This window comes from Flavobacterium arsenatis (assembly GCF_031456785.1).
Lineage (GTDB): Bacteria > Bacteroidota > Bacteroidia > Flavobacteriales > Flavobacteriaceae > Flavobacterium > Flavobacterium arsenatis.
Window position 1 is genome coordinate 125,785 of the sequence record NZ_JAVDVI010000011.1, and the last position, 19,485, is coordinate 145,269.

Sequence of the window (19,485 nt, forward strand, 5' to 3'; positions counted from 1 at the left end):
TTAAGCGTTTCCCCTGACTTAATTTCTTAATGGTTTAAAACTTTGTGCTTCTATTAAATCTTACCGTAATATAAAGCCTTTACAATTCCATCTGACAATCCAATTTTAGGAACATAGATGTTTCTGGCTCCACTCCATTTCATTGCGTTAAGATATATTTTTACTGCAGGAACAATAACGTCGGCTCTATCTGCATTCAACCCTAATTCTGAAATCCTTTGATCGTAAGTTAAAGCACTCAAAGCTGTAAATTGAGAATTTAAATAGATGTAGGACAAGGGTTTTTCCTGCTGTTTGCCGGACATTTTGAAAAGCTTGTTGATGTTTCCGCCTGAACCGATCAAGGTTACTTGTTCGTACTCTTCTGTATTCGTTTTAATCCATTTTTCGATTTCATGCCAAACAATTTCACCTACCATATTGTTCAGCAATCGTACTGTCCCAATCTTGAATGATTTCGATACTACCATTTTGCTGTTTGCAAAAAGAGAAAATTCTGTACTTCCTCCACCAACATCGACATAAAGATAGGTTTGTTCCGTTTTTAGAAGATGATGCAAATCGGTTGAGGCAATTATGGCAGCTTCTTTTTTACCGTCAATGATTTCGATTTTTATATCAGCCTTTTTCTTTATTAGCTCCACTACTTCCTTGCCGTTATAGGCTTCACGCATTGCTGAAGTTGCACATGCCATATATTTTTCAACTTTATGCACTTTCATCAAAAGTTTAAATGCTTTCATAGCATCAATCATCCTTTCGATATTTTCTTCTGTAATTTCGCCAACAGTAAAGGCATCCTGACCCAATCGAATTGGCACGCGAACAAGCGAACTCTTGCTAAATTGTGTTTCCTTACCCTGCTCTTCAACAATATTTGCAATTAACAATCGCATCGCATTAGAACCGATGTCAATTGCTGCATATTTTCTTATTTTTATCATCTAACTACTTTAGGATTTGAGTCGAATTCTACTTGCTTAACTATAATTTTTCTGTAATAACTTCCAATTTATCCCTGTAATAATTGTAGGTTTCCAATTGAGCTCTGAAGACTGGATTTTGTCCTCGAACTCGGTATTTATTGTCTAAATTTTCTGAATGAAGACGTGCTTTTACATTTCCTTTCCAACCGATATCGAAGTTATCAATCAATTCTTTTTTTATACCCTTGTCGTAAATTGGACAGGTCACCTCTACTCTTCCGTCAAGATTTCTAGTCATGAAATCAGCAGAAGAAATAAAAACTTCCGGATCGCCTGCATTTCCAAAGATATAAACCCTTGAATGTTCCAAATAATTATCAACAATGCTAACTGCTTCAATATTTTCGCTCATTCCTTTTACTCCTGGTATCAGCGAACAAATACCACGAATCTGCAATTGGATTTTCACTCCAGACCTACTTGCATCGTATAATTTGTTTATCATCTTAAAATCAGATAAACTGTTCATTTTCAATTTTATGTAGGCCACTTTTCCGAGATGAGCATTCATAATTTCACGGTCGATCAAACGGTAAAATCTACTTCTGGTGTAATGTGGCGAAACAATTAAATGCTTGTATCTGTGCAATCTATAATTGATATTGAAGAAATCGAAAATCTTCGAAACATCTTTCAAAATTTGCTGATGGCTTGTTAAAAGCGTTACGTCTGTGTACACTTTTGCTGTTGATTCATTGAAGTTTCCTGTAGAAATGATTCCGTAGCGATGGATTTTTCCTTCTTCCATTCGTTCAACAAGACAAATCTTGCTGTGCACTTTTAACCCTTTTACACCAAAAATCAAATCGATGCCTTCCATCTGCATTTGCTCTGAATAGGAAATATTACTTGCTTCGTCAAAACGGGCCTGCAACTCGATTTGAACGGTTACTTTCTTACCGTTTTTTGCAGCATTCACAAGCGAACTGATGATTTGAGAATTTTTCGCCAATCGATACAATGTGATTTTTATACTAGTTACTTTTGGATCTAAAGCGGCTTCACGCAAAAATTTCACGATATAGGAAAAAGATTGATAAGGTGCATTCACCAAATAATCCTTTTGTTTGATTTTTTCCAAAATACTTCCTTCCAAACTCAATCCTTCAACTGGCAAAGCCGCATTGGACTGGTACAACAAATCAAATCTTCCTAAGTTTGGAAAATCCATATAGTCACGACGGTTGTGGTATCTTCCTCCAGGAATGATACTATCTGTAGAATCGATATTCATCTTGGAAAGAAAAAATTTCAAGGTATCTTTTCCGATGGATTGATCGTAAACAAATCGAACGGGTTCACCAATCCTTCTGTCTTTTACACTGGTAGCAATTTTTTCGAGCATACTCTTGCTTAAATCACTATCAATCTCTAATTGGGCGTCTCTGGTGATTTTAATCATGTGTGCTTCAACACTTTCATAATCGAAAATATTGAAGATATTGCTTAAGTTATAACGAATAACATCATCCAACAGAATGATATATTGCTTTTCATTATTAGTGGGAAGCACCACAAATCGGTTGATGGTTTTTGGGATTTCGATAACGGCATAATGCACTTCAGATTTTGGTTTCACCAAACCTAGCATCGAAGATTTTACTTTAGGTTTCATGACCAACTTAACGGCTAAATAACCCGAAGTATCTTTCAAGATTGGAAATTCGGCCAAGTCATTCAAGATGATCGTTACCAAGGCTGGACTTACCCTTTGAATGAAAAAATCCTTGATGAAGTTTTCCTGCTCTTTGGAGATTTCCTTTTCGTTGATGATAAAAATATTCTCCGATTCAAGTTCTTTTTCAATGATGCTGAGGGTTCTTAAACTTTCCGATTGTTGCTGGATAACGATTTCCGTTATTTCCTTCAATAATTTTTCTGCCGAAATTCCACCCAGTACTTTTTCGCCCGACAATCCTGCAAGACTTAATCTTCGGATTGCGGCAAAACGAACTCGGAAAAATTCATCAAGGTTATTGGAAAAAATACCTAAAAAACGAAGCCTGTCCAATAACGGAACCGCTGAATCTCCTGCTTCTTGAAGTACTCTTGCATTAAATGAAAGCCAACTTTTTTCTCTATCTGTATATCTATTTTCTACCATTATTATTTTAAATCTCTAGGAAAAATCATCTTCTTAATCTCGCCTTTATCAATGTCTTCCCAAGAATGTATGTCAAAATTAATTGATACAAATCCTGAGGTTGGAACATTTTCTACAAAAACATCGGTAAATTTATTGACAAAATCTGTGATTGCCTCATTGTGTCCGAAAAGAATAACACAATCATAACTATCGTTGCACGATTTTATGATTGTTTCTAATTCTTTTCTTTCAAAGGTGTATAACTCGTCCTTGTAAACGATACTTTCCAAAGGACAAGACATATTTTGGGTAAAGATAGTTGCGGTTTCTGAAGCACGTTTTGCCGTACTGCTCCAAATAATAAATTTCTTTGGCAAATAATCGACTATATTGGATGATACTAAATGAGCATCACTGATTCCTCTTTTAGATAGCGAACGATCTTTGTCGTTTACTGGTGCATACCAACTTGATTTGGCATGTCTGACTATGATTAGATTTTTCATTTTTTGCGACAAGATTAGTTAAAATGTAAATCTAAATTTAAGCATTTATTTTTTAAAAAAAGCTTCAAACCAATAATTATTACACTTAATGAAGCTGAATAGTTACGGAGAAAGTCGATCTGTTTTCCAAGAATAATCCTCTTGAAGCTGATAACGAATTCGGTCGTGAAGTCGGTTTGGTCGTCCTTGCCAGAATTCAACTTCCACAGGCTTAACGATATAACCTCCCCAATAATTGGGACGTGGAATTTCTTTTCCTTCAAAATCTTTTTCCAATTGCTGGAGTTTTTGTTCCAATTCTTCTCGGGAATTAATTATTTCGCTCTGATTGGAAACGATGGCTCCTAGTTTGCTTCCGTCGGGACGGCTTTCGAAATAACCATCCGATAGATTTTCGGGAATTTTTTCCGCTTTTCCTTTTATAATAACTTGTCGTTCAAACGAATGCCAGAAAAATGACAGGCAAATGTTTGGATTGTTGGCGATTGCTTTTCCTTTTTCGGAGTTATAATTGGTGTAGAAAACAAAACCTTCGTAGGTGAAACGTTTCAATAGAACGACACGCGATTTTGGATACCCATCCAACCCGAAAGTCGAAACCGTCATGGCATTCACTTCTTCTGAAGAACCAAAATCGACTTCGTGGAACCATTTCTGGAATAATTTTATGGGATCTTCGGGAAGATTGTCTTCCGTGAGTTCGCTTTTTTCGTAGGATCTTCTGTAATTGCTTAGGTCTTCCATTTTTTGGGTGCTGCGTTTAGAGTTGCTAAGATACTGCGTTTTTGGAAAAATATGATAAATTCTCTAGCCCTGATTGAAGGGAAAATCCTTTTTTCAATTGCCTTGGGTTTTAACCCAAGGCAATTGAAAAAAGATTGGAATGAAAGCAGGAAAATGGATTCTGAAAAAGCCCAAGCTTTTCGCTCCAAATTTAAAATTCGAATGTTTTTCCGTCGTCGGATAAAAGGACGTTTGGAAATATGGTTTCGGCTTCTTCCTTGAAGAGTTCGATGGAGGCATATCGGGTGGAATAATGACCCATTATGAGCTGTTTTACATTGGCTTTCAAGGCAATTGTAGCGGCTTGTTTGGCAGTGGTATGCATTGTTTTTTCGGACAGATGGGCTTCGGTTTCCAGGAAAGTAGATTCGTGGTAAAGAATATCCGTGTTCTCGATTATCGGGATGATGCTTTCATCGTAGACCGTATCGGAACAGAAGGCATAGCTTTTTGGAGGAATTGGGTCGAATGTGAGCTTTTCGTTTGGAATTAGGGTTCCATCTTCCAATTCGATATCTTTTCCGTTCTTTATTTTTTGATAGTAGCAGGTTTCGATTTTGTGATTCTGAACGGCATTCATATCTAATTTTCGATCGCCAATTTTTTCCTGAAATAGAAATCCGTTGGTGTAAACCCTGTGTTTTAGTGGAATTGTTTTTACGATTACTTTTTCGTCCTCGAAGATTATTTCGCTTTCGCTTGAAATCAATTCGTGGAAATATAAATTGTAAGCAGTATAGGAATTGGATAATTTCAATTGCAAAAGGATGACTTCCTTGATCCCTTTTGGTCCGTAGATGTGCAAATCGGCTGTCCGTCCAAGCAACATAAAGGTCGAAATCAAACCAATGAGTCCGTAAAAATGGTCGCCATGAAGATGCGAGATGAAAATATGGTTGATTTTTGAAAACTTGAGCTTGTTTTTACGCAATTGCACCTGTGTTCCTTCGCCACAATCGATGAGAAAAAGTCGGTTTCTTATCTCTAAAACTTGTGATGTTGGATTGGTGAACGTTCTAGGTGTTGCGGCATAACAGCCGAGTATGGTTAGATTCATTGAAGGATTTTAGATTTTAGATTTCTGATTTTAGATTCTAAAATCCTAAATCTCTTTCGATTTCTTCCATTTCAATAATGTCGTGGGCTTCTAGTAACGTTGGAACAACCGTCATCTTTGCAGGAACTTCATTGAAATCGATGTCATTTGCAACTATAACAAATGATTTTTTGGATTTTTTGTGAGCAGTAGATAATAGGGAAAACGATTTTACATCCTTGATATTCAAATTATTATACTTTGATATATCAACAATTATATTATGCTTTTCAAACGTTTTGAATTCATGTGTTAGCTTCATAAGGAAACATGTCAAATCGCCTTGAGTATCTTTAATGGTAGTGGTGTGTCCTTTAGTTTCTACTTTCATCTTTTGTTGGATTATAAAATTGCTTTAAACAAAGATACAAAGTTTTGTCTATTTTATTTTTGATGCCAAAAGATAAATTACTGCCATTCTGATTGCTACACCGTTTTCAACTTGATTCAAGATTACGGATTGTTGCGAATCGGCAACATCTGAAGAAATTTCAACACCTCTATTTATTGGTCCTGGATGCATGATGATGATTTCCTTGTCCAAAGAATCAAGCAAAGCTTTATCTACACCATATTGTTGGGCATACTCTCTTGTTGATGGGAAATAATTAACGTCCATTCTTTCGTTTTGAACACGAAGCATATTGGCTACATCACACCATTCTAGAGCTTTGATTAAATTTGGTTCGACCGTAACTCCCAAAGATTCGATATATCTTGGAATCAATGTTTTAGGGCCACAAACTTTTACTTTGGCACCTTGCATTTTTAAGGCATAAATATTGGAAAGTGCTACACGTGAATGCAAAATATCGCCAACAATTACCACTTTTTTTCCAGCAACATCGCCTAATTTTTCTCTTATGGTAAAACTATCCAACAATCCTTGAGTAGGATGTTCATGAGCTCCATCTCCAGCGTTTATGATACTTGCCTTTACATTTTTGGAAAGAAAATAAGCCGCTCCGGGATTTGAATGCCGCATTACCACCATGTCCACTTTCATTGAAAGAATGTTGTTTACGGTATCAATAAGTGTTTCGCCTTTTTTAACGGAAGATTGTGCTGCAGAGAAACTTATGACATCTGCCGAAAGGCGTTTTTGAGCCAATTCAAACGAAAGTTTTGTTCTGGTACTGTTTTCGAAAAAAATATTGGCAATGGTGATGTCTCTTAATGAAGGTACTTTCTTGATGGGACGGTTGATGACTTCTTTAAAATGATCGGCAGTTTCAAAAATAAGGTCAATATCTTTTTTGTTGATATATTTTATTCCTAATAAATGATTTACGCTTAATTCGCTCATTCTGCTATGTGTTGTGTTGTTGTGTAATTAATTTGTGATTAGGGAAACGACATCTTCTCCGTCATTTTCGACCCAGCTGACTTTCACTTTTTCGTTGTTGATGGCATCTACTTGTCGGCCACGATAATCGGGTTGAATAGGCAAATGACGACTGAAACGTCTGTCAATCAAAACCAAAAGTTCAATTTCTGAAGGTCGTCCAAAAGATTGAATCGCAGTCAAAGCGGAACGGATGCTTCTTCCGGTATAAAGAACATCATCAATGAAAATGACTTTTTTACCTTCTACAAGAAAGTCGATTTTGGTTTTATTAGCTTCAAGCGGTTTTTCGGTTCTTCGAAAATCATCCCTAAAAAAGGTGATGTCCAAGTAACCCATATTGATTTTGCTAACTTTATATTCATCTTCCAAAAGCTGCTTTAACCTTTCGGCTAGAAAAGTTCCGCGAGGTTGAATGCCAACTAAAATTGTATCCGAAAAATCTAAGTGTTTCTCAATTAACTGACAAGCCAAACGATGAAGGATGATATTGACTTCCTTTGAAGTGAGCAATATTTTTTGACTCATAATGCTGTGTTGTTTGGGATGTAAAAGTAAGTATAATTTTCAAAAATTAATCGGATTGGAATTAAAAACTATGCACTAAATTTTTCCCGATAGGCCGTTGGTGTCATTCCTACATTTTTCTTGAACAGCGTTCGAAACGACTTCAAATCATTATAACCCGATTCCAGCATCACTTCCATCACGTTTTGTTTGGAATGTTCCAGCAATTGCTTGGCGGCTTCAATTCGGGTTTTTTGCAGATATTCGATTGGCGTGATTCCTGTTACCTGTTTGAAACGACGAACCAGATTACGACGGCTCGAAGGAATATCCACTATGATTTCTTCTATCGTATTGGCTTCCTTATAATTGCTTTTTATTTTTTCCTGGGTTTTTTTTACGATTTCATCGCCATGATTTTCAACGGGCAGAAACGTTCCGAAATAGGTTTGCGTTTTTCTATCCATATCGATCGAGAAAACTTTTGCCGTTCGAACTGCTATTTTCCGACTGCAATAATTCTCCACCAATCGCATCAAGAGATGAAAGGTATTGGTGGCTCCTCCGCTTGTGTAAAGATTGTCTTCCTCTGTAACCACTGCATCGGATTCCAGCAAAACATTCGGAAATGCATTCAAGAAAGCCATTTTTGCATTGATATGAGTTGTTGCAGGCTTGTTGTTTAGCAGTCCTGTTGAAGCCAACAAAAATGCACCTGTACAGAAACTAGCCAAAGCCGCTCCTTGGTTGTATTGTTGAACAAGCCAAGGAATCCAAGGTTGATTTTTTTGTAACCCTTCAATAATTTTATTGTTTTTAAAAGCAGGAATTAATATGACATCATAAAAAGTTTCCGAATTGGCTTCCCTTAAATTATAATCCGAATAAATAAAAGAGTTCTTTTCCCCGTGATGCAGAAAATCAATTTCAAAAAAGGGATCCTTTCCTTCTTCTATGTAAAATCCGTTTACGGTTTCGAACAAATCATTGATTGCCGCAACACTCAACAAGCGATGTTCATGAGCCAATACAATACCTATTTTCATACTTATTCATTTAAATTCTCAAACAAATATATTATATTTTTGTCTTGAACACACCTGTTTTCGAGTTTTTAATAAACATCTATTACGATTTCGTATAATATCTTATATTTTTAAGATTAAAGATATTCTTCTGAAAAAACATTGAGAAATCATATAACATTAGGATAATTCTGTAATTTATTGGTTTAGTTGTTTTAGATATTTGTAAAATCAGATAACTTAAAACACAAATTATGAAAAATTATATTTTAAGAATTAGCTTAATGTTGATGGTTTTGTTAACATTTACAAGCTGTGAAGTTGTTGAAGGAATCTTCAATTTAGGCGTTGGTGTTGGAATCTTCATCGTGATTGCAATCTTGGCAGTTATCATTTGGATCATCAGTAGATTCAAAAAATAAGACATAAAAAAATCCCATTTCGTTTGGACCGAAATGGGATTTTTTATTGCTTGGAAATATTATAGATTGTACATCTTCTTTCTCAATTCCTGCACTTTTTCGTCGTCAAGATAATCGTCAAACGTCATATAGCGATCGATTGCTCCATTTGGCGTGAGTTCTATAACTCTGTTTCCAACGGTTTGAGCAAATTCGTGGTCATGGGTTGTGAAAATTACCGAACCTTTGAAGTTTTTCAATGAATTATTGAAAGCTGTAATAGATTCCAAATCCAAGTGATTCGTAGGTTCATCAATCATCAAAACATTGGCACGTTGCATCATCATTCTTGACAACATACAACGTACTTTTTCTCCTCCTGATAAGACACGGCTGGTTTTCAAAGCTTCTTCTCCAGAAAAAATCATTTTTCCAAGGAAACCACGAACGTAAACTTCGTCTCTTTCTTCTTCCGTTTTTACCCATTGACGCAACCAATCTACAAGCGAATAATCGTTCTCAAAAAACGAATGGTTTTCAACCGGCAAATAAGCTTGGTTTGTAGTGATTCCCCAATCGAAAGTTCCTGCATCCGGTTCTTGCAATCCGTTTAGAATTTCGTAAAAAGCAGTTGTAGCACGTGAATCTTTAGAGAATAAAACTATTTTATCGCCTTTGGCCATGTTTAAATCGACATCTTTGAAGAGCAAATCGCCATCAACGGAAGCACTCAAACCTACAACATTCAAAATCTGATCTCCCGCTTCCCTATCCTGATCGAAAATAATCGCAGGATAACGACGGCTTGAAGGTTTTATTTCAGAAATATTCAACTTGCTGATCATTTTTTTTCGAGAAGTTGCTTGTTTGGATTTGGCAACGTTTGCACTAAAACGACGAATAAATTCCTCCAATTCCTGTTTCTTTTCCTCGGCTTTTTTGTTTTGTTGAGCTCTCTGTTTCGCAGCCAATTGGCTTGACTCATACCAGAAAGTATAGTTTCCAGAGTAATGGTTTATTTTTCCAAAATCGATATCTGAAATGTGAGTACACACTGCATCAAGGAAGTGACGGTCATGCGAAACAACGATTACTGTATTTTCATAATTGGCCAAGAAATTCTCCAGCCAAGCGATGGTTTCAAAATCCAAATCGTTGGTAGGCTCATCCATAATCAACAAATCAGGATTTCCAAAAAGAGCTTGTGCCAAAAGCACACGAACTTTGAGTTTTCCCTCGATATCAGCCATTAAAGTATAATGATTGTCTTCTGTGATTCCTAAACTTGAAAGCAAGGAAGCGGCATCAGAATCTGCATTCCAACCGTTCATTTCTTCAAACTGCACTTGCAACTCTCCTATCCTATCGGCATTTTCATCGGTATAATCCAAATACAGCTCGTCCATTTCTTTCTTTACCGCATATAGGACTTTGTTTCCCATCATTACCGTTTCAAGAACCGTATGCTCGTCGAACATATTGTGGTTTTGGTTTAGAACCGACATACGTTTTCCAGGTTCAAGGTGAATATGTCCCGATGTTGGGTCCATTTCTCCTGAAATTATTTTTAGAAAAGTAGATTTTCCAGCTCCGTTGGCTCCAATTACTCCGTAAATATTACCATGTGTAAAGGTTGTATTTACTTCATCGAACAAGATTCTCTTGCCAAACTGAACTGATAAATTATTGACTGTTAACATTGATTGTATTTTTTAAAAAGTTTTGCAAAAGTATGAAAAATAGTTTAGAATTTGGAGCAAGTTATTGAAGACTGGGAGTTTCAAATAATTAGTTTTTTATCATATTTATAATTTTCTGAATTTATTTTAAAACAATCTATATAAAGAAGTTGAAAATCTTATTTAACTATGCATTAACAGTAAAATCACTTGCAAGTAAATATTTTTGTTTCATCATAACATTCTACAATGCATAACTTAAACGTTAGATTACTTTTTTCCTTTTCCTTAGTTTTTGCCCTCTGTTCTTGCGACAAAAAGTTCAAGGACGATAATTTTACGGCCTATTTTGGTGGTGAAGTTACGAATCCTACGAACCGATATGTGCTTTTTTGCAAGGATTCGGAGGTTATCGATACGATTCCGCTGAACGAAGACAATACTTTTTTTAAGACGTTCGACTCGTTGGCTCCAGGTTTGTATTCTTTCAAGCATGAGCCTGAATATCAGTATGTTTACTTTGACAAGAATGATAGTTTGATGGTGAGAATCAACTCGCAGGATTTTGACGAGTCGATTATTTTTTGCGGAAGAGGCGAAGAAAAGAACAATTTTATGATGGAGTTGTACCTCAAGAATGAAGACGACAAGAACAAATTGTTTGAGGTTTTTGATGCTGATTTACAGAAATTTACCCGAAATATAGATTCTTCGTATAAATCTAAAGAAGCTTTCTACAACAAGAAAAAGGAGGAGATTAAATGGAGTGAGGATTTTGACAAGTATGCAAAAGCTTCGCTGGATTTCTTTCATTATTCTAAAAAGGAAATCTATCCGATGGTGCATGAAATGAGAACGGGTGAAAATATTGACGGCAAACTTCCCACGGATTATTATGATTTTAGGAACAATGTAGATTTCAATAATGCTGCCTTCACGAATTTTTCTCCTTTCGTTAGGTATCTTTCGAACATGATGAACAACGTGGCTACTGACAAGGAGTTTACAAATGTTTCTGAAATTGATAAGGCACTGGAAATCAATATCAAGAAATTGAATATTGCCGATACGCTTTTCAAGAATGAAAAAATCAAGAATATTGTTTTGAACAATATTGCTTTTACCTATTTGTTGGAAGACCAAAATATTGTGAACAACAAGAAGTTTTTGGACAAATACCACGCTTTATCGACTGACAAAGACCAGCATAATGAGATTGTGAAAATTGGCAACGCCATCCAGTCTTTAAAAACGGGAAGTGATTTGCCAGACATTAATTTGGTTGACGTGGACGGCAAAGTTCAATCCATAGGATCTATTATAAAGAAGAAAACGGTTGTGTTTTTCTGGACCAAAAATTTAGAATCGCATTTGGTTGCTTCTCATAAAAAAGTGCTGGAGATTCAGAAAAAACATCCGGATTATGATTTTGTTGCGATTTGTGTTGATGAAAATCAAGATAAATGGAAAGCATCGCTTACCAACTATAAATTCAAAGGAATTAAAGAATATAGAGCAGAAAATTTTGAAGACTTGAAAGATAAATTGGTGGTGAACAAAATCCACAGAACAATCCTTACTGATTCAAATGGAAAAATTGACAATGCTTTTGTGAGCTTGTTTGATTCTAAATTTGAGGAGAATTTGAGGTAGTTTTCAGTCGCAGTCACAGTAGTTACTGAAAATTACGTTATACGTTTAAAAAAAAAGGCGATCTTCATTTGAATTTGAAAATCGCCTTTTTTACTTTATTCAATGAAAACTATTCGACTCATTTTATGCTCTGCAAACTGAGACTGAACACTGAAAACTATTTATTCCCTTTCTCGAAATCAGCAATAAACTGAGCCAATCCGATGTCTGTCAATGGGTGTTTCAACAAACCAGCAATTGCAGAAAGTGGTCCTGTGATAACGTCTGCACCAATTTTAGCACAGTTGATAATGTGCATTGTATGACGAACAGAAGCAGCCAAGATTTGAGTTTCATATCCGTAGTTGTCAAAAATCAAACGGATTTCTTCGATTAGAGCCAAACCATCTGTAGAGATATCATCCAAACGACCGATGAAAGGCGAAACATAAGTAGCTCCAGCTTTTGCAGCCAATAACGCTTGTCCGGCAGAGAATACCAAAGTCACATTTGTTTTGATTCCTTTATCAGAAAAATATTTACACGCCATAATTCCCTCTTTTGTCAAAGGCAATTTCACAACGATTTGATCGTGCAAGTCGGCTAATTCTTCACCTTCTTTGATCATTCCTTCGTAGTCAACAGCGTTAACCTCGGCACTAACATCTCCGTCAACAAGGTTGCAAATGTCAACATAATGCTTCAAGATATTATTTTTTCCTGTGATTCCTTCTTTTGCCATCAAAGATGGATTTGTAGTTACACCGTCTAAAACACCTAATGCTTGTGCTTCTTCGATTTGAGCTAAATTCGCTGTGTCAATAAAAAATTTCATATTTATAGATTTAATTGTGTGTTTCTTTTTTTTTCTTTCTTGCCGCAAAGACACGAAGGCTCCAAGTTGAACATCAAAGAGCTTTGAGCCTTTGTGTCTTTGTGACTATTTTAAAACCGTGGCAAAATTACAACTTATAATGATTCATCAACATTTTTTCATAAACTTTATCCGGCAAGATTCGTTTTAAAACAATCGAGAACTTTTGCATAAAAACGCCTACCTTATAATGTACTTTCGGATTTGGGTTTTGGATGATTTTATAAACCGCTTGGGCCATTTCGTTTGGATTGCTTCCTGAATCTACATGTTCGTCCATCATTTTCAAGGTGTTTCCATAAGGAATAGCATAATCCGATACTGGAATTAATGGTGCGTGAAAACGTCCTGAAGCAATATTGGTAGCAAAATCTCCCGGAGCTACATTCGTGATTTGGATTCCGAAGGATTTGACTTCCATTCTTAGGGCTTCGGTTATCAGTTCTAAAGCTCCTTTTGAGGCGGAATAAACACTTCTGTAAGGCAATCCCATATAACCTGCAATTGAGGTAACATTAATTATAAGTCCTGATTTTTGCGAACGCATTTGAGGCAAAACAGCTTTCATCACTTCTATTGGTCCGAAGAAATTGGTTTCGAAGTTGTTCTTGATTTCGGAGGTTGGAATTTCTTCCAAAGGTCCGGTAATACCAACTCCTGCATTGTTGATGACAACGTCCAAACGTCCTGAGATTTGGATGATTTTGGCAACTGCAGTCTGAATGCTTTCTGTGTTTCTAACATCGAGTGTTACTAATGGAAATACGGAATTAACAACTTTTTCGGGATTTCGGCTGGTTCCATAAACGATGAAGCCTTTGTGGTGCAGGAATTCGCCTATTGATTTTCCGATTCCGGAGGAACCTCCTGTTATTAGTATTACTTTGGGCATTTTATTTGGGTTTTTCGAAATTTCGAAATTGTTTTCAAATTTAGTGTTTTGGATTTTTTAATTTGAAAAATTTATTGAATAATTTGAACCATTAAGAAATTAAGGTTCAATAAGATTTTGCTTTGGAACTTTAAGCCTTTTCTAGACAATATTGGTCCCAGAAGTTAAAAGAATGCCTTTTGATTCTGGTCTAGCCCCGATGGAGACTTTGTTTGAGCTCTTGTCTCGTTCTTAAAACGAGACAAAGCGAGTGGCTCCAGCGGGAACATGGTTTAAAAAATATCCTTCGATTTGCTCCAAAAAAAAATCCTCCGACAAGGGAAGATTAGAAAAAAATGGCAAGCTACCTACATCGCACCGCTCAACCACGTACCCTTGCTGTGTTCCCACCCTGGGGGAGTCTGCAGGAGCTGGTCGTGTAGGACTTGCCGGTGCAAATATACAATCTTTTTGTATTTTTGCAAGCCTAAAAGCGGATATTCATTATGTTTGTATCTCGAAAAAACTTTAATTTTATTATGAAAAGTCATAACTTACTATCAGTCATTTTATTAGGATTAACAATCTTTAGTTGTGGTGACGGAAAAAATTCTGGAAAGAACTATTTTAGCTTTGATGGAGCGAAACTTCAGGAGCAATATAAGCCAGGGGAATCCATTGATATGAGGATTTTGAATGCCGAAAATAAAAAAATTGACAGTATTGTTTATTATGTGAACAGTAAAAATATTGGGTCGAAAAAAGGTGCAGAAAGAATTGCATTTGATTTAACGAATGAAAAATTGGGCTACAAGAACCTGAAAGCCTTGGTTTATTTTGAAGGCGAACATCAGGAAACGGAAACGAGAGTGGAACTGGTTTCGGGAATCCAGATGAAATTATTGTCGTATGAAATTGTGAATATCTATCCACACGACATCAAGGCTTATACGCAAGGTTTGGAATTTTACCGCGACACGCTTTTTGAAAGTACGGGAAATGGTGCTGGAAATTCGACAGGAATCAGAGGTATTTCGAGTGTGAGGAAAACGGATTATAAAACGGGAAAAGTTTACAGTCAGGTGAATCTAGAAAATAATATGTTTGGTGAAGGGATAACGGTTTTGAACAACAAAATCTATCAACTGACTTACAGAGAAATGACAGGTTTTGTATATAATGCCGATAATTTGAAAAGAGAAAAAACATTCACTTACTTCCGAAAAATGGAAGGCTGGGGATTGACGAATGATGGCACAAACCTTTACCAATCGGACGGAAGTGAGAAGATTTGGATTATAAACCCTGAAACTTTAAAGGAGGTTGACAACATCAATATCTATACGGGTTCGGCAAAAGTGAAAAACGTAAACGAGCTGGAATGGGTGGACGGAAAAATCTACGGAAATGTGTACCAAAAAGATGCAATTGCTATTATAGACCCAAAAACGGGTGCTGTTGAAGCAACTTTGGATTTAAAAGATTTGAAAACGAAAGTGTTGCAACATCCCGATGTTGATGTTTTGAATGGAATTGCTTATAATCCTAAAACCAAGACTTTTTTTGTTACGGGAAAAAATTGGGACAAGATGTTTGAAATCAGAATAAAAGAATAAAATATAACTGATATTTAAGAAATTGCAGGTGGAGAAGCCTGCAATTTTTGTTTATATTTGTTACTACCCCAAAAAATGAAGAACTTATGTTTAAACTTTTAGCAAAACTCAACAAGCTCCTTCTCCCGAATTTTACCAAACAAGGGTTGGATATTGCAAAGGCAAAGAAATGGCAGATGGCAATTATTGGTTGGAAATATTATGTAACCAAAAATGCTTTGGACTAATAGACCAATGGCGAATAGATTTTGTATTGACTGATTTTATTTCTGCCGTTTAGAAAGGCGAGTTCCATCAGGAAATTGAACTGCACGATTTCGCCTCCTAGTTGTTCTACCAATTCGGCTACTGCTTTAGCGGTTCCGCCAGTTGCGAGAACATCGTCGTGAATGAGGATTTTTTCGCCTTTTTGGATGGCATCGGTGTGAATTTCTAATGTATCGGTACCATATTCTAATTCATAGGAAGCCGAAATTACTGAAAATGGTAGTTTTTTTGGCTTTCGAACAGGAACAAATCCAACGTTTAATTCTTGTGCCAAAAGCATCCCAAAGAAAAAACCACGACTCTCGACCCCAACAACTTTATCAATCTTTTTATCACGTAAGCTGTTCACTAACAGTTGCAAACATTCATTTCTTGCTTCTGGGTTGTTCAGCAAAGGTGTGATATCTTTAAAGTTGATTCCGGGTTTCGGGAAATCTTGTATGTTGCGGATGTAATCGTTTAATGCCATTTTTTTAATTTTTATATTCAATTTGATTTGCAAGTTAAGCATATTTCCTTATATTTGCACCCGAATTAAAGGCCTCGTGGCGCAACTGAATAGCGCATCTGATTACGGCTCAGAAGGTTACTGGTTTGAATCCAGTCGAGGTCACAAATAAACCCTTAAACACACTGTAAATCAGTAGTTTAAGGTTTTTTTTTGTCTTTTTGTAAATATCTTCCCTTCATAGAAATAATTACTACTCATCTGTCCATCACATTTTCCATCATCAAGTAGTTACAGTTTGAAGTGGTTGAAGCTTTAGGCCTCTTTGCTTAATTATTTCTTCAATACAAGATAAGCTCTTCCCAATATTTTATAGATTTACCTTGAAGTCTTTCAAAATCCATTCATCATTCCCCTCTTAATATTTTGAAATTACCTCAGCACTTTTGCAAACAAAAGTGCTCAATATTAAATTAAAGAAATTACATCCTTAAAATCAAGGTTTTAGATTTAAAAACACAGTTCAAAAAGATTTAAAATCTTATTAAAAATATTAATTAAGATAAAATATCTTTAAAAACACTTTTAAATAAATAAAATTTATTTAGTTTTGCTCAAAAATTACATAAATGAAAATTAAAATTGAGCAAACAAGTTCTCAACATTTGATTTTCTGCGAAGTGATACTACAGGAAATGGAACTTTCAGCAAAAGTGAGAGGAACAGGAATTGCGAAGCGTTCGACAGAATATTTAAGTACAAAAATTATAGACGGAAACGGAATTATTGCCTTGACGGATGCAAACGAATGGGCTGGATTTTGCTATATCGAGACTTGGAGTCACGAAAAATTTGTAGCAAATTCAGGATTAATTGTTGCTCCAAAATACAGAAATGTTGGCTTGGCTAGAAAAATCAAACAGGCTATTTTTTCATTATCAAAAGAGAAATTCCCCAATGCTAAAATTTTCGGATTAACCACAGGCTTGGCAGTGATGAAGATCAATAGCGAACTAGGATACGAACCCGTAACCTATTCTGAATTGACACAAGATGAAAATTTCTGGAACGGATGCAAAAGCTGTATCAACTATGAAATACTAATGGCAAAAGAAAAGAAAAACTGCCTGTGTACCGCCATGCTGTATGAAATAAAAGAAGAATCAAAAACAAAAGAAACCCATGAAAAAAATAGTTTTAGCCTATAGCGGAGGATTAGATACCTCCTTTTGTGCCATTTATCTCTCTAAAAAATTAGGCTATGAAATTCACGCAGTAACCGTAAACACTGGCGGTTTTACTGCTGATGAAATAAAAGATATTGAAAAGCGTGCTTTAGCTCTTGGTGTGCATTCCTATACTTGCATTGATGCTGTTGAAACCTATTATGACAGTTGCGTAAAATATTTAATTTTTGGAAATGTCTTAAAAAACAATACCTACCCGCTTTCTGTAAGTGCCGAAAGAACCATTCAAGCAAAATCAATTGCTGATTATGTAAAAAAAATAAATGCAGAAGCTATTGCACATGGAAGTACTGGAGCAGGAAACGATCAAGTGAGATTTGATGTGATTTTTAATATTCTTTGCCCAAATATTGAAATCATAACGCCAATTAGGGATTTGAAACTTTCCAGGGAAGCTGAAATTGAATTCTTAAAAGAAAACAAAGTTGAAATGAACTTTGAAAAAGCTTTATACTCCATAAACAAAGGACTTTGGGGAACATCTGTAGGCGGAAAAGAAACATTGACCTCCAATCTCAATTTACCCGAAACCGCTTTTCCATCACAATTGCAAAAAAAGGAAACAGATAAAACAGAAGTGGTCTTGCATTTCAAAAAAGGGGAATTGATAGCTATTGACGATAGCACTTTTTCACATCCAAGTAAAGCAATTTCATATTTAGAAAGCTTGGCAACTCCTTTTGCGATAGGAAGAGATATTCATGTAGGTGACGCTATTGTCGGCATCAAAGGAAGGGTTGGTTTTGAAGCGGCTGCTGCGATAATAATCTTAAAAGCACATCATTTACTAGAAAAACACACACTTTCAAAATTTCAATTGAACCTTAAAAACCAATTGGCCGATTGCTACGGAAGTTGGTTGCACGAAGGTTTGTTTTTGGATCCTGCATTGCGTGATATCGAAACCTTTTTTGAAAGCTCACAAAAAACGGTTAATGGAAAAGTTAACGTAACGCTTTTGCCTTATCGATTTGTTTTAAACGGAATTGAATCAGAAAATGATTTAATGGCTTCTAAATTTGGAAGTTATGGCGAAATGAACCTGGGTTGGTCGGGTGAAGATGTAAAAGGATACTCAAAAATAATCAGTAATTCGCTTGCCATCTACCATCAAGTGAACGAAAGCAAACTATAAATTCAAATGGAATCAAAAATAAAAATAGGAATTGTGGGTGCCGCTGGATATACCGGTGGTGAACTCATCAGGTTGCTATTGCATCATCCAAAAACAGAAATTGCATTTGCATTGAGCCGAAGCCAAAGCGGAAAAGAAATCAGCGACATCCATACTGATTTAGTGGGTGAAACTAGCTTAATCTTTACGGATAATTTTTCCGATGCTATTGATGTTTTATTCCTATGCCTTCCCCATAAAGAAAGTAAGATTTGGATGGAAAATCATCCTTTAATTGCAACTACAAAAGTCATCGATTTAGGAAATGATTTCAGGATTGATGGAACTTTTGGAAAAGAAAATTTTATTTACGGTTTGCCCGAAATCAATACAAAAGCGATTCAGCAAAGTAATCATGTTGCCAATCCAGGTTGTTTTGCAACCGCTATTCAGCTAGCATTGCTTCCGTTGGCAAAAGATAAACTTCTGAAAACCATATACACAACAGGAATTACGGGTTCTACTGGTGCGGGACAACAATTACAGGAAACGACTCATTTTAGTTGGCGAACCAATAATATTTCGGCATACAAAACATTGCAACACCAGCATGTAACAGAAATCTGTAGAACATTAAACAGCTTGAATGAAGAAAAAGTAAATCTAGAATTTGTTCCTTGGCGAGGCGATTTTACTAGAGGAATTTTCACAAGTTCAACCCTTGAAACTAGTTTGAGTTTGAATGAAATTCAATCGCTTTATCAAGATTTTTACAAAGACAATCCCTTTGTATTCCTGTCTAAAAACAACATCGATTTAAAGCAAGTCGTCAATACCAACAAATGCCTTTTATTTATTGAAAAAGATGAAAATCATGTTGTAATCCATTCGGTTATAGACAATTTACTAAAAGGTGCATCGGGACAAGCGGTTCAAAATATGAATTTAATGTTTGGATGGGAACCAACGTTGGGACTAAAATTAAAAGCCTCGGCATTTTAA

At 35.8% G+C, this 19,485-nt stretch carries 20 protein-coding genes, 1 tRNA gene and 1 other RNA gene; 8 read left to right on the forward strand and 14 right to left on the reverse strand.

Features of this window, described 5'->3' with window-relative positions:
* Positions 1-53 precede the first annotated feature (53 nt).
* From J2X31_RS12855 to J2X31_RS12895, 9 genes are all read right to left on the reverse strand, one after another.
* Complete coding sequence (locus tag J2X31_RS12855; RefSeq protein ID WP_310027217.1) at positions 54-944, reverse strand: Ppx/GppA phosphatase family protein; 891 nt, start codon at positions 942-944, stop codon at positions 54-56.
* 40 nt (positions 945-984) lie between these two features.
* A complete protein-coding gene (ppk1, locus tag J2X31_RS12860) occupies positions 985-3,090 on the reverse strand; it encodes a polyphosphate kinase 1 (RefSeq protein ID WP_310027218.1) in 2,106 nt (701 codons plus the stop codon).
* Positions 3,091-3,092: 2 nt separating this feature from the next.
* A complete protein-coding gene (locus J2X31_RS12865) occupies positions 3,093-3,578 on the reverse strand; it encodes a SixA phosphatase family protein (protein ID WP_310027219.1) in 486 nt (161 codons plus the stop codon).
* A 102-nt stretch (positions 3,579-3,680) separates the two neighbouring features.
* A complete protein-coding gene (gene pdxH / locus J2X31_RS12870; RefSeq protein WP_310027220.1) occupies positions 3,681-4,322 on the reverse strand; it encodes a pyridoxamine 5'-phosphate oxidase in 642 nt (213 codons plus the stop codon).
* A 190-nt stretch (positions 4,323-4,512) separates the two neighbouring features.
* Positions 4,513-5,418 (reverse strand): ribonuclease Z, encoded by a 906-nt coding sequence (locus J2X31_RS12875; protein WP_310027221.1) that lies wholly within the window; start codon positions 5,416-5,418, stop codon positions 4,513-4,515.
* Between the two features lie 37 nt (positions 5,419-5,455).
* On the reverse strand, positions 5,456-5,788 hold the full coding sequence (locus tag J2X31_RS12880; RefSeq protein ID WP_310027222.1) for a ribonuclease Z: 333 nt from the start codon (positions 5,786-5,788) through the stop codon (positions 5,456-5,458).
* A gap of 48 nt (positions 5,789-5,836) precedes the next feature.
* Positions 5,837-6,763 carry an aspartate carbamoyltransferase catalytic subunit gene (locus J2X31_RS12885; RefSeq protein ID WP_310027223.1) on the reverse strand — a complete coding sequence of 309 codons (927 nt, stop codon included), beginning with the start codon at positions 6,761-6,763 and terminating at the stop codon, positions 5,837-5,839.
* 27 nt (positions 6,764-6,790) lie between these two features.
* On the reverse strand, positions 6,791-7,330 hold the full coding sequence (gene pyrR / locus J2X31_RS12890; RefSeq protein ID WP_310027224.1) for a bifunctional pyr operon transcriptional regulator/uracil phosphoribosyltransferase PyrR: 540 nt from the start codon (positions 7,328-7,330) through the stop codon (positions 6,791-6,793).
* Between the two features lie 68 nt (positions 7,331-7,398).
* Positions 7,399-8,355 carry a GlxA family transcriptional regulator gene (locus J2X31_RS12895; protein WP_310027225.1) on the reverse strand — a complete coding sequence of 319 codons (957 nt, stop codon included), beginning with the start codon at positions 8,353-8,355 and terminating at the stop codon, positions 7,399-7,401.
* 233 nt (positions 8,356-8,588) lie between these two features.
* On the opposite strand from J2X31_RS12895, the gene J2X31_RS12900 reads away from it, so the two are divergent.
* Positions 8,589-8,756, forward strand: coding sequence for a hypothetical protein (locus J2X31_RS12900; protein ID WP_310027226.1), 168 nt, complete (start codon positions 8,589-8,591; stop codon positions 8,754-8,756).
* A 59-nt stretch (positions 8,757-8,815) separates the two neighbouring features.
* On the opposite strand, the gene J2X31_RS12905 is transcribed toward J2X31_RS12900, so the two are convergent.
* Positions 8,816-10,435 carry an ABC-F family ATP-binding cassette domain-containing protein gene (locus tag J2X31_RS12905; protein WP_310027227.1) on the reverse strand — a complete coding sequence of 540 codons (1,620 nt, stop codon included), beginning with the start codon at positions 10,433-10,435 and terminating at the stop codon, positions 8,816-8,818.
* A gap of 228 nt (positions 10,436-10,663) precedes the next feature.
* On the opposite strand from J2X31_RS12905, the gene J2X31_RS12910 reads away from it, so the two are divergent.
* Positions 10,664-12,067, forward strand: coding sequence for a TlpA family protein disulfide reductase (locus tag J2X31_RS12910; protein ID WP_310027228.1), 1,404 nt, complete (start codon positions 10,664-10,666; stop codon positions 12,065-12,067).
* A 157-nt stretch (positions 12,068-12,224) separates the two neighbouring features.
* Here the strand turns inward: J2X31_RS12910 and fsa are convergent, their stop codons facing one another.
* The 3 genes from fsa to ffs all read right to left on the reverse strand — a co-directional run bounded on the left by fsa (position 12,225) and on the right by ffs (position 14,243).
* Positions 12,225-12,881, reverse strand: coding sequence for a fructose-6-phosphate aldolase (fsa, locus tag J2X31_RS12915; protein WP_310027229.1), 657 nt, complete (start codon positions 12,879-12,881; stop codon positions 12,225-12,227).
* Between the two features lie 127 nt (positions 12,882-13,008).
* Complete coding sequence (locus J2X31_RS12920; RefSeq protein WP_310027230.1) at positions 13,009-13,812, reverse strand: SDR family oxidoreductase; 804 nt, start codon at positions 13,810-13,812, stop codon at positions 13,009-13,011.
* Between the two features lie 333 nt (positions 13,813-14,145).
* Positions 14,146-14,243: signal recognition particle sRNA small type (ffs, locus tag J2X31_RS12925), an RNA gene on the reverse strand.
* Positions 14,244-14,330: 87 nt separating this feature from the next.
* Between ffs and J2X31_RS12930 the strand changes: the two genes are divergently transcribed.
* Positions 14,331-15,407 carry a glutaminyl-peptide cyclotransferase gene (locus J2X31_RS12930; protein ID WP_310027231.1) on the forward strand — a complete coding sequence of 359 codons (1,077 nt, stop codon included), beginning with the start codon at positions 14,331-14,333 and terminating at the stop codon, positions 15,405-15,407.
* Positions 15,408-15,493: 86 nt separating this feature from the next.
* The gene (locus tag J2X31_RS12935) at positions 15,494-15,634 is read left to right on the forward strand and encodes an SsrA-binding protein (protein WP_310027232.1); all 141 of its coding nucleotides are present in this window, start codon (positions 15,494-15,496) and stop codon (positions 15,632-15,634) included.
* Here the strand turns inward: J2X31_RS12935 and J2X31_RS12940 are convergent.
* The gene (locus tag J2X31_RS12940) at positions 15,631-16,143 is read right to left on the reverse strand and encodes an adenine phosphoribosyltransferase (protein WP_310027233.1); all 513 of its coding nucleotides are present in this window, start codon (positions 16,141-16,143) and stop codon (positions 15,631-15,633) included. The two genes, J2X31_RS12935 and J2X31_RS12940, sit on opposite strands and share 4 nt — an antisense overlap.
* Before the next feature lie 70 nt (positions 16,144-16,213).
* Here J2X31_RS12940 and J2X31_RS12945 point away from each other — a divergent pair.
* The 4 genes from J2X31_RS12945 (at position 16,214) to argC (ending at position 19,485) form a co-directional block, all read left to right on the forward strand.
* Positions 16,214-16,287 (forward strand) — tRNA-Arg (locus J2X31_RS12945).
* Positions 16,288-16,751: 464 nt separating this feature from the next.
* Positions 16,752-17,330: a GNAT family N-acetyltransferase gene (locus tag J2X31_RS12950; protein WP_310027234.1), complete on the forward strand. Its 579-nt coding sequence runs from the start codon at positions 16,752-16,754 to the stop codon at positions 17,328-17,330.
* A complete protein-coding gene (locus J2X31_RS12955; protein ID WP_310027235.1) occupies positions 17,305-18,504 on the forward strand; it encodes an argininosuccinate synthase in 1,200 nt (399 codons plus the stop codon). Before J2X31_RS12950 ends, J2X31_RS12955 begins: the two co-directional genes overlap by 26 nt.
* A 6-nt stretch (positions 18,505-18,510) precedes the next feature.
* Positions 18,511-19,485: an N-acetyl-gamma-glutamyl-phosphate reductase gene (gene argC, locus J2X31_RS12960; protein ID WP_310027236.1), complete on the forward strand. Its 975-nt coding sequence runs from the start codon at positions 18,511-18,513 to the stop codon at positions 19,483-19,485.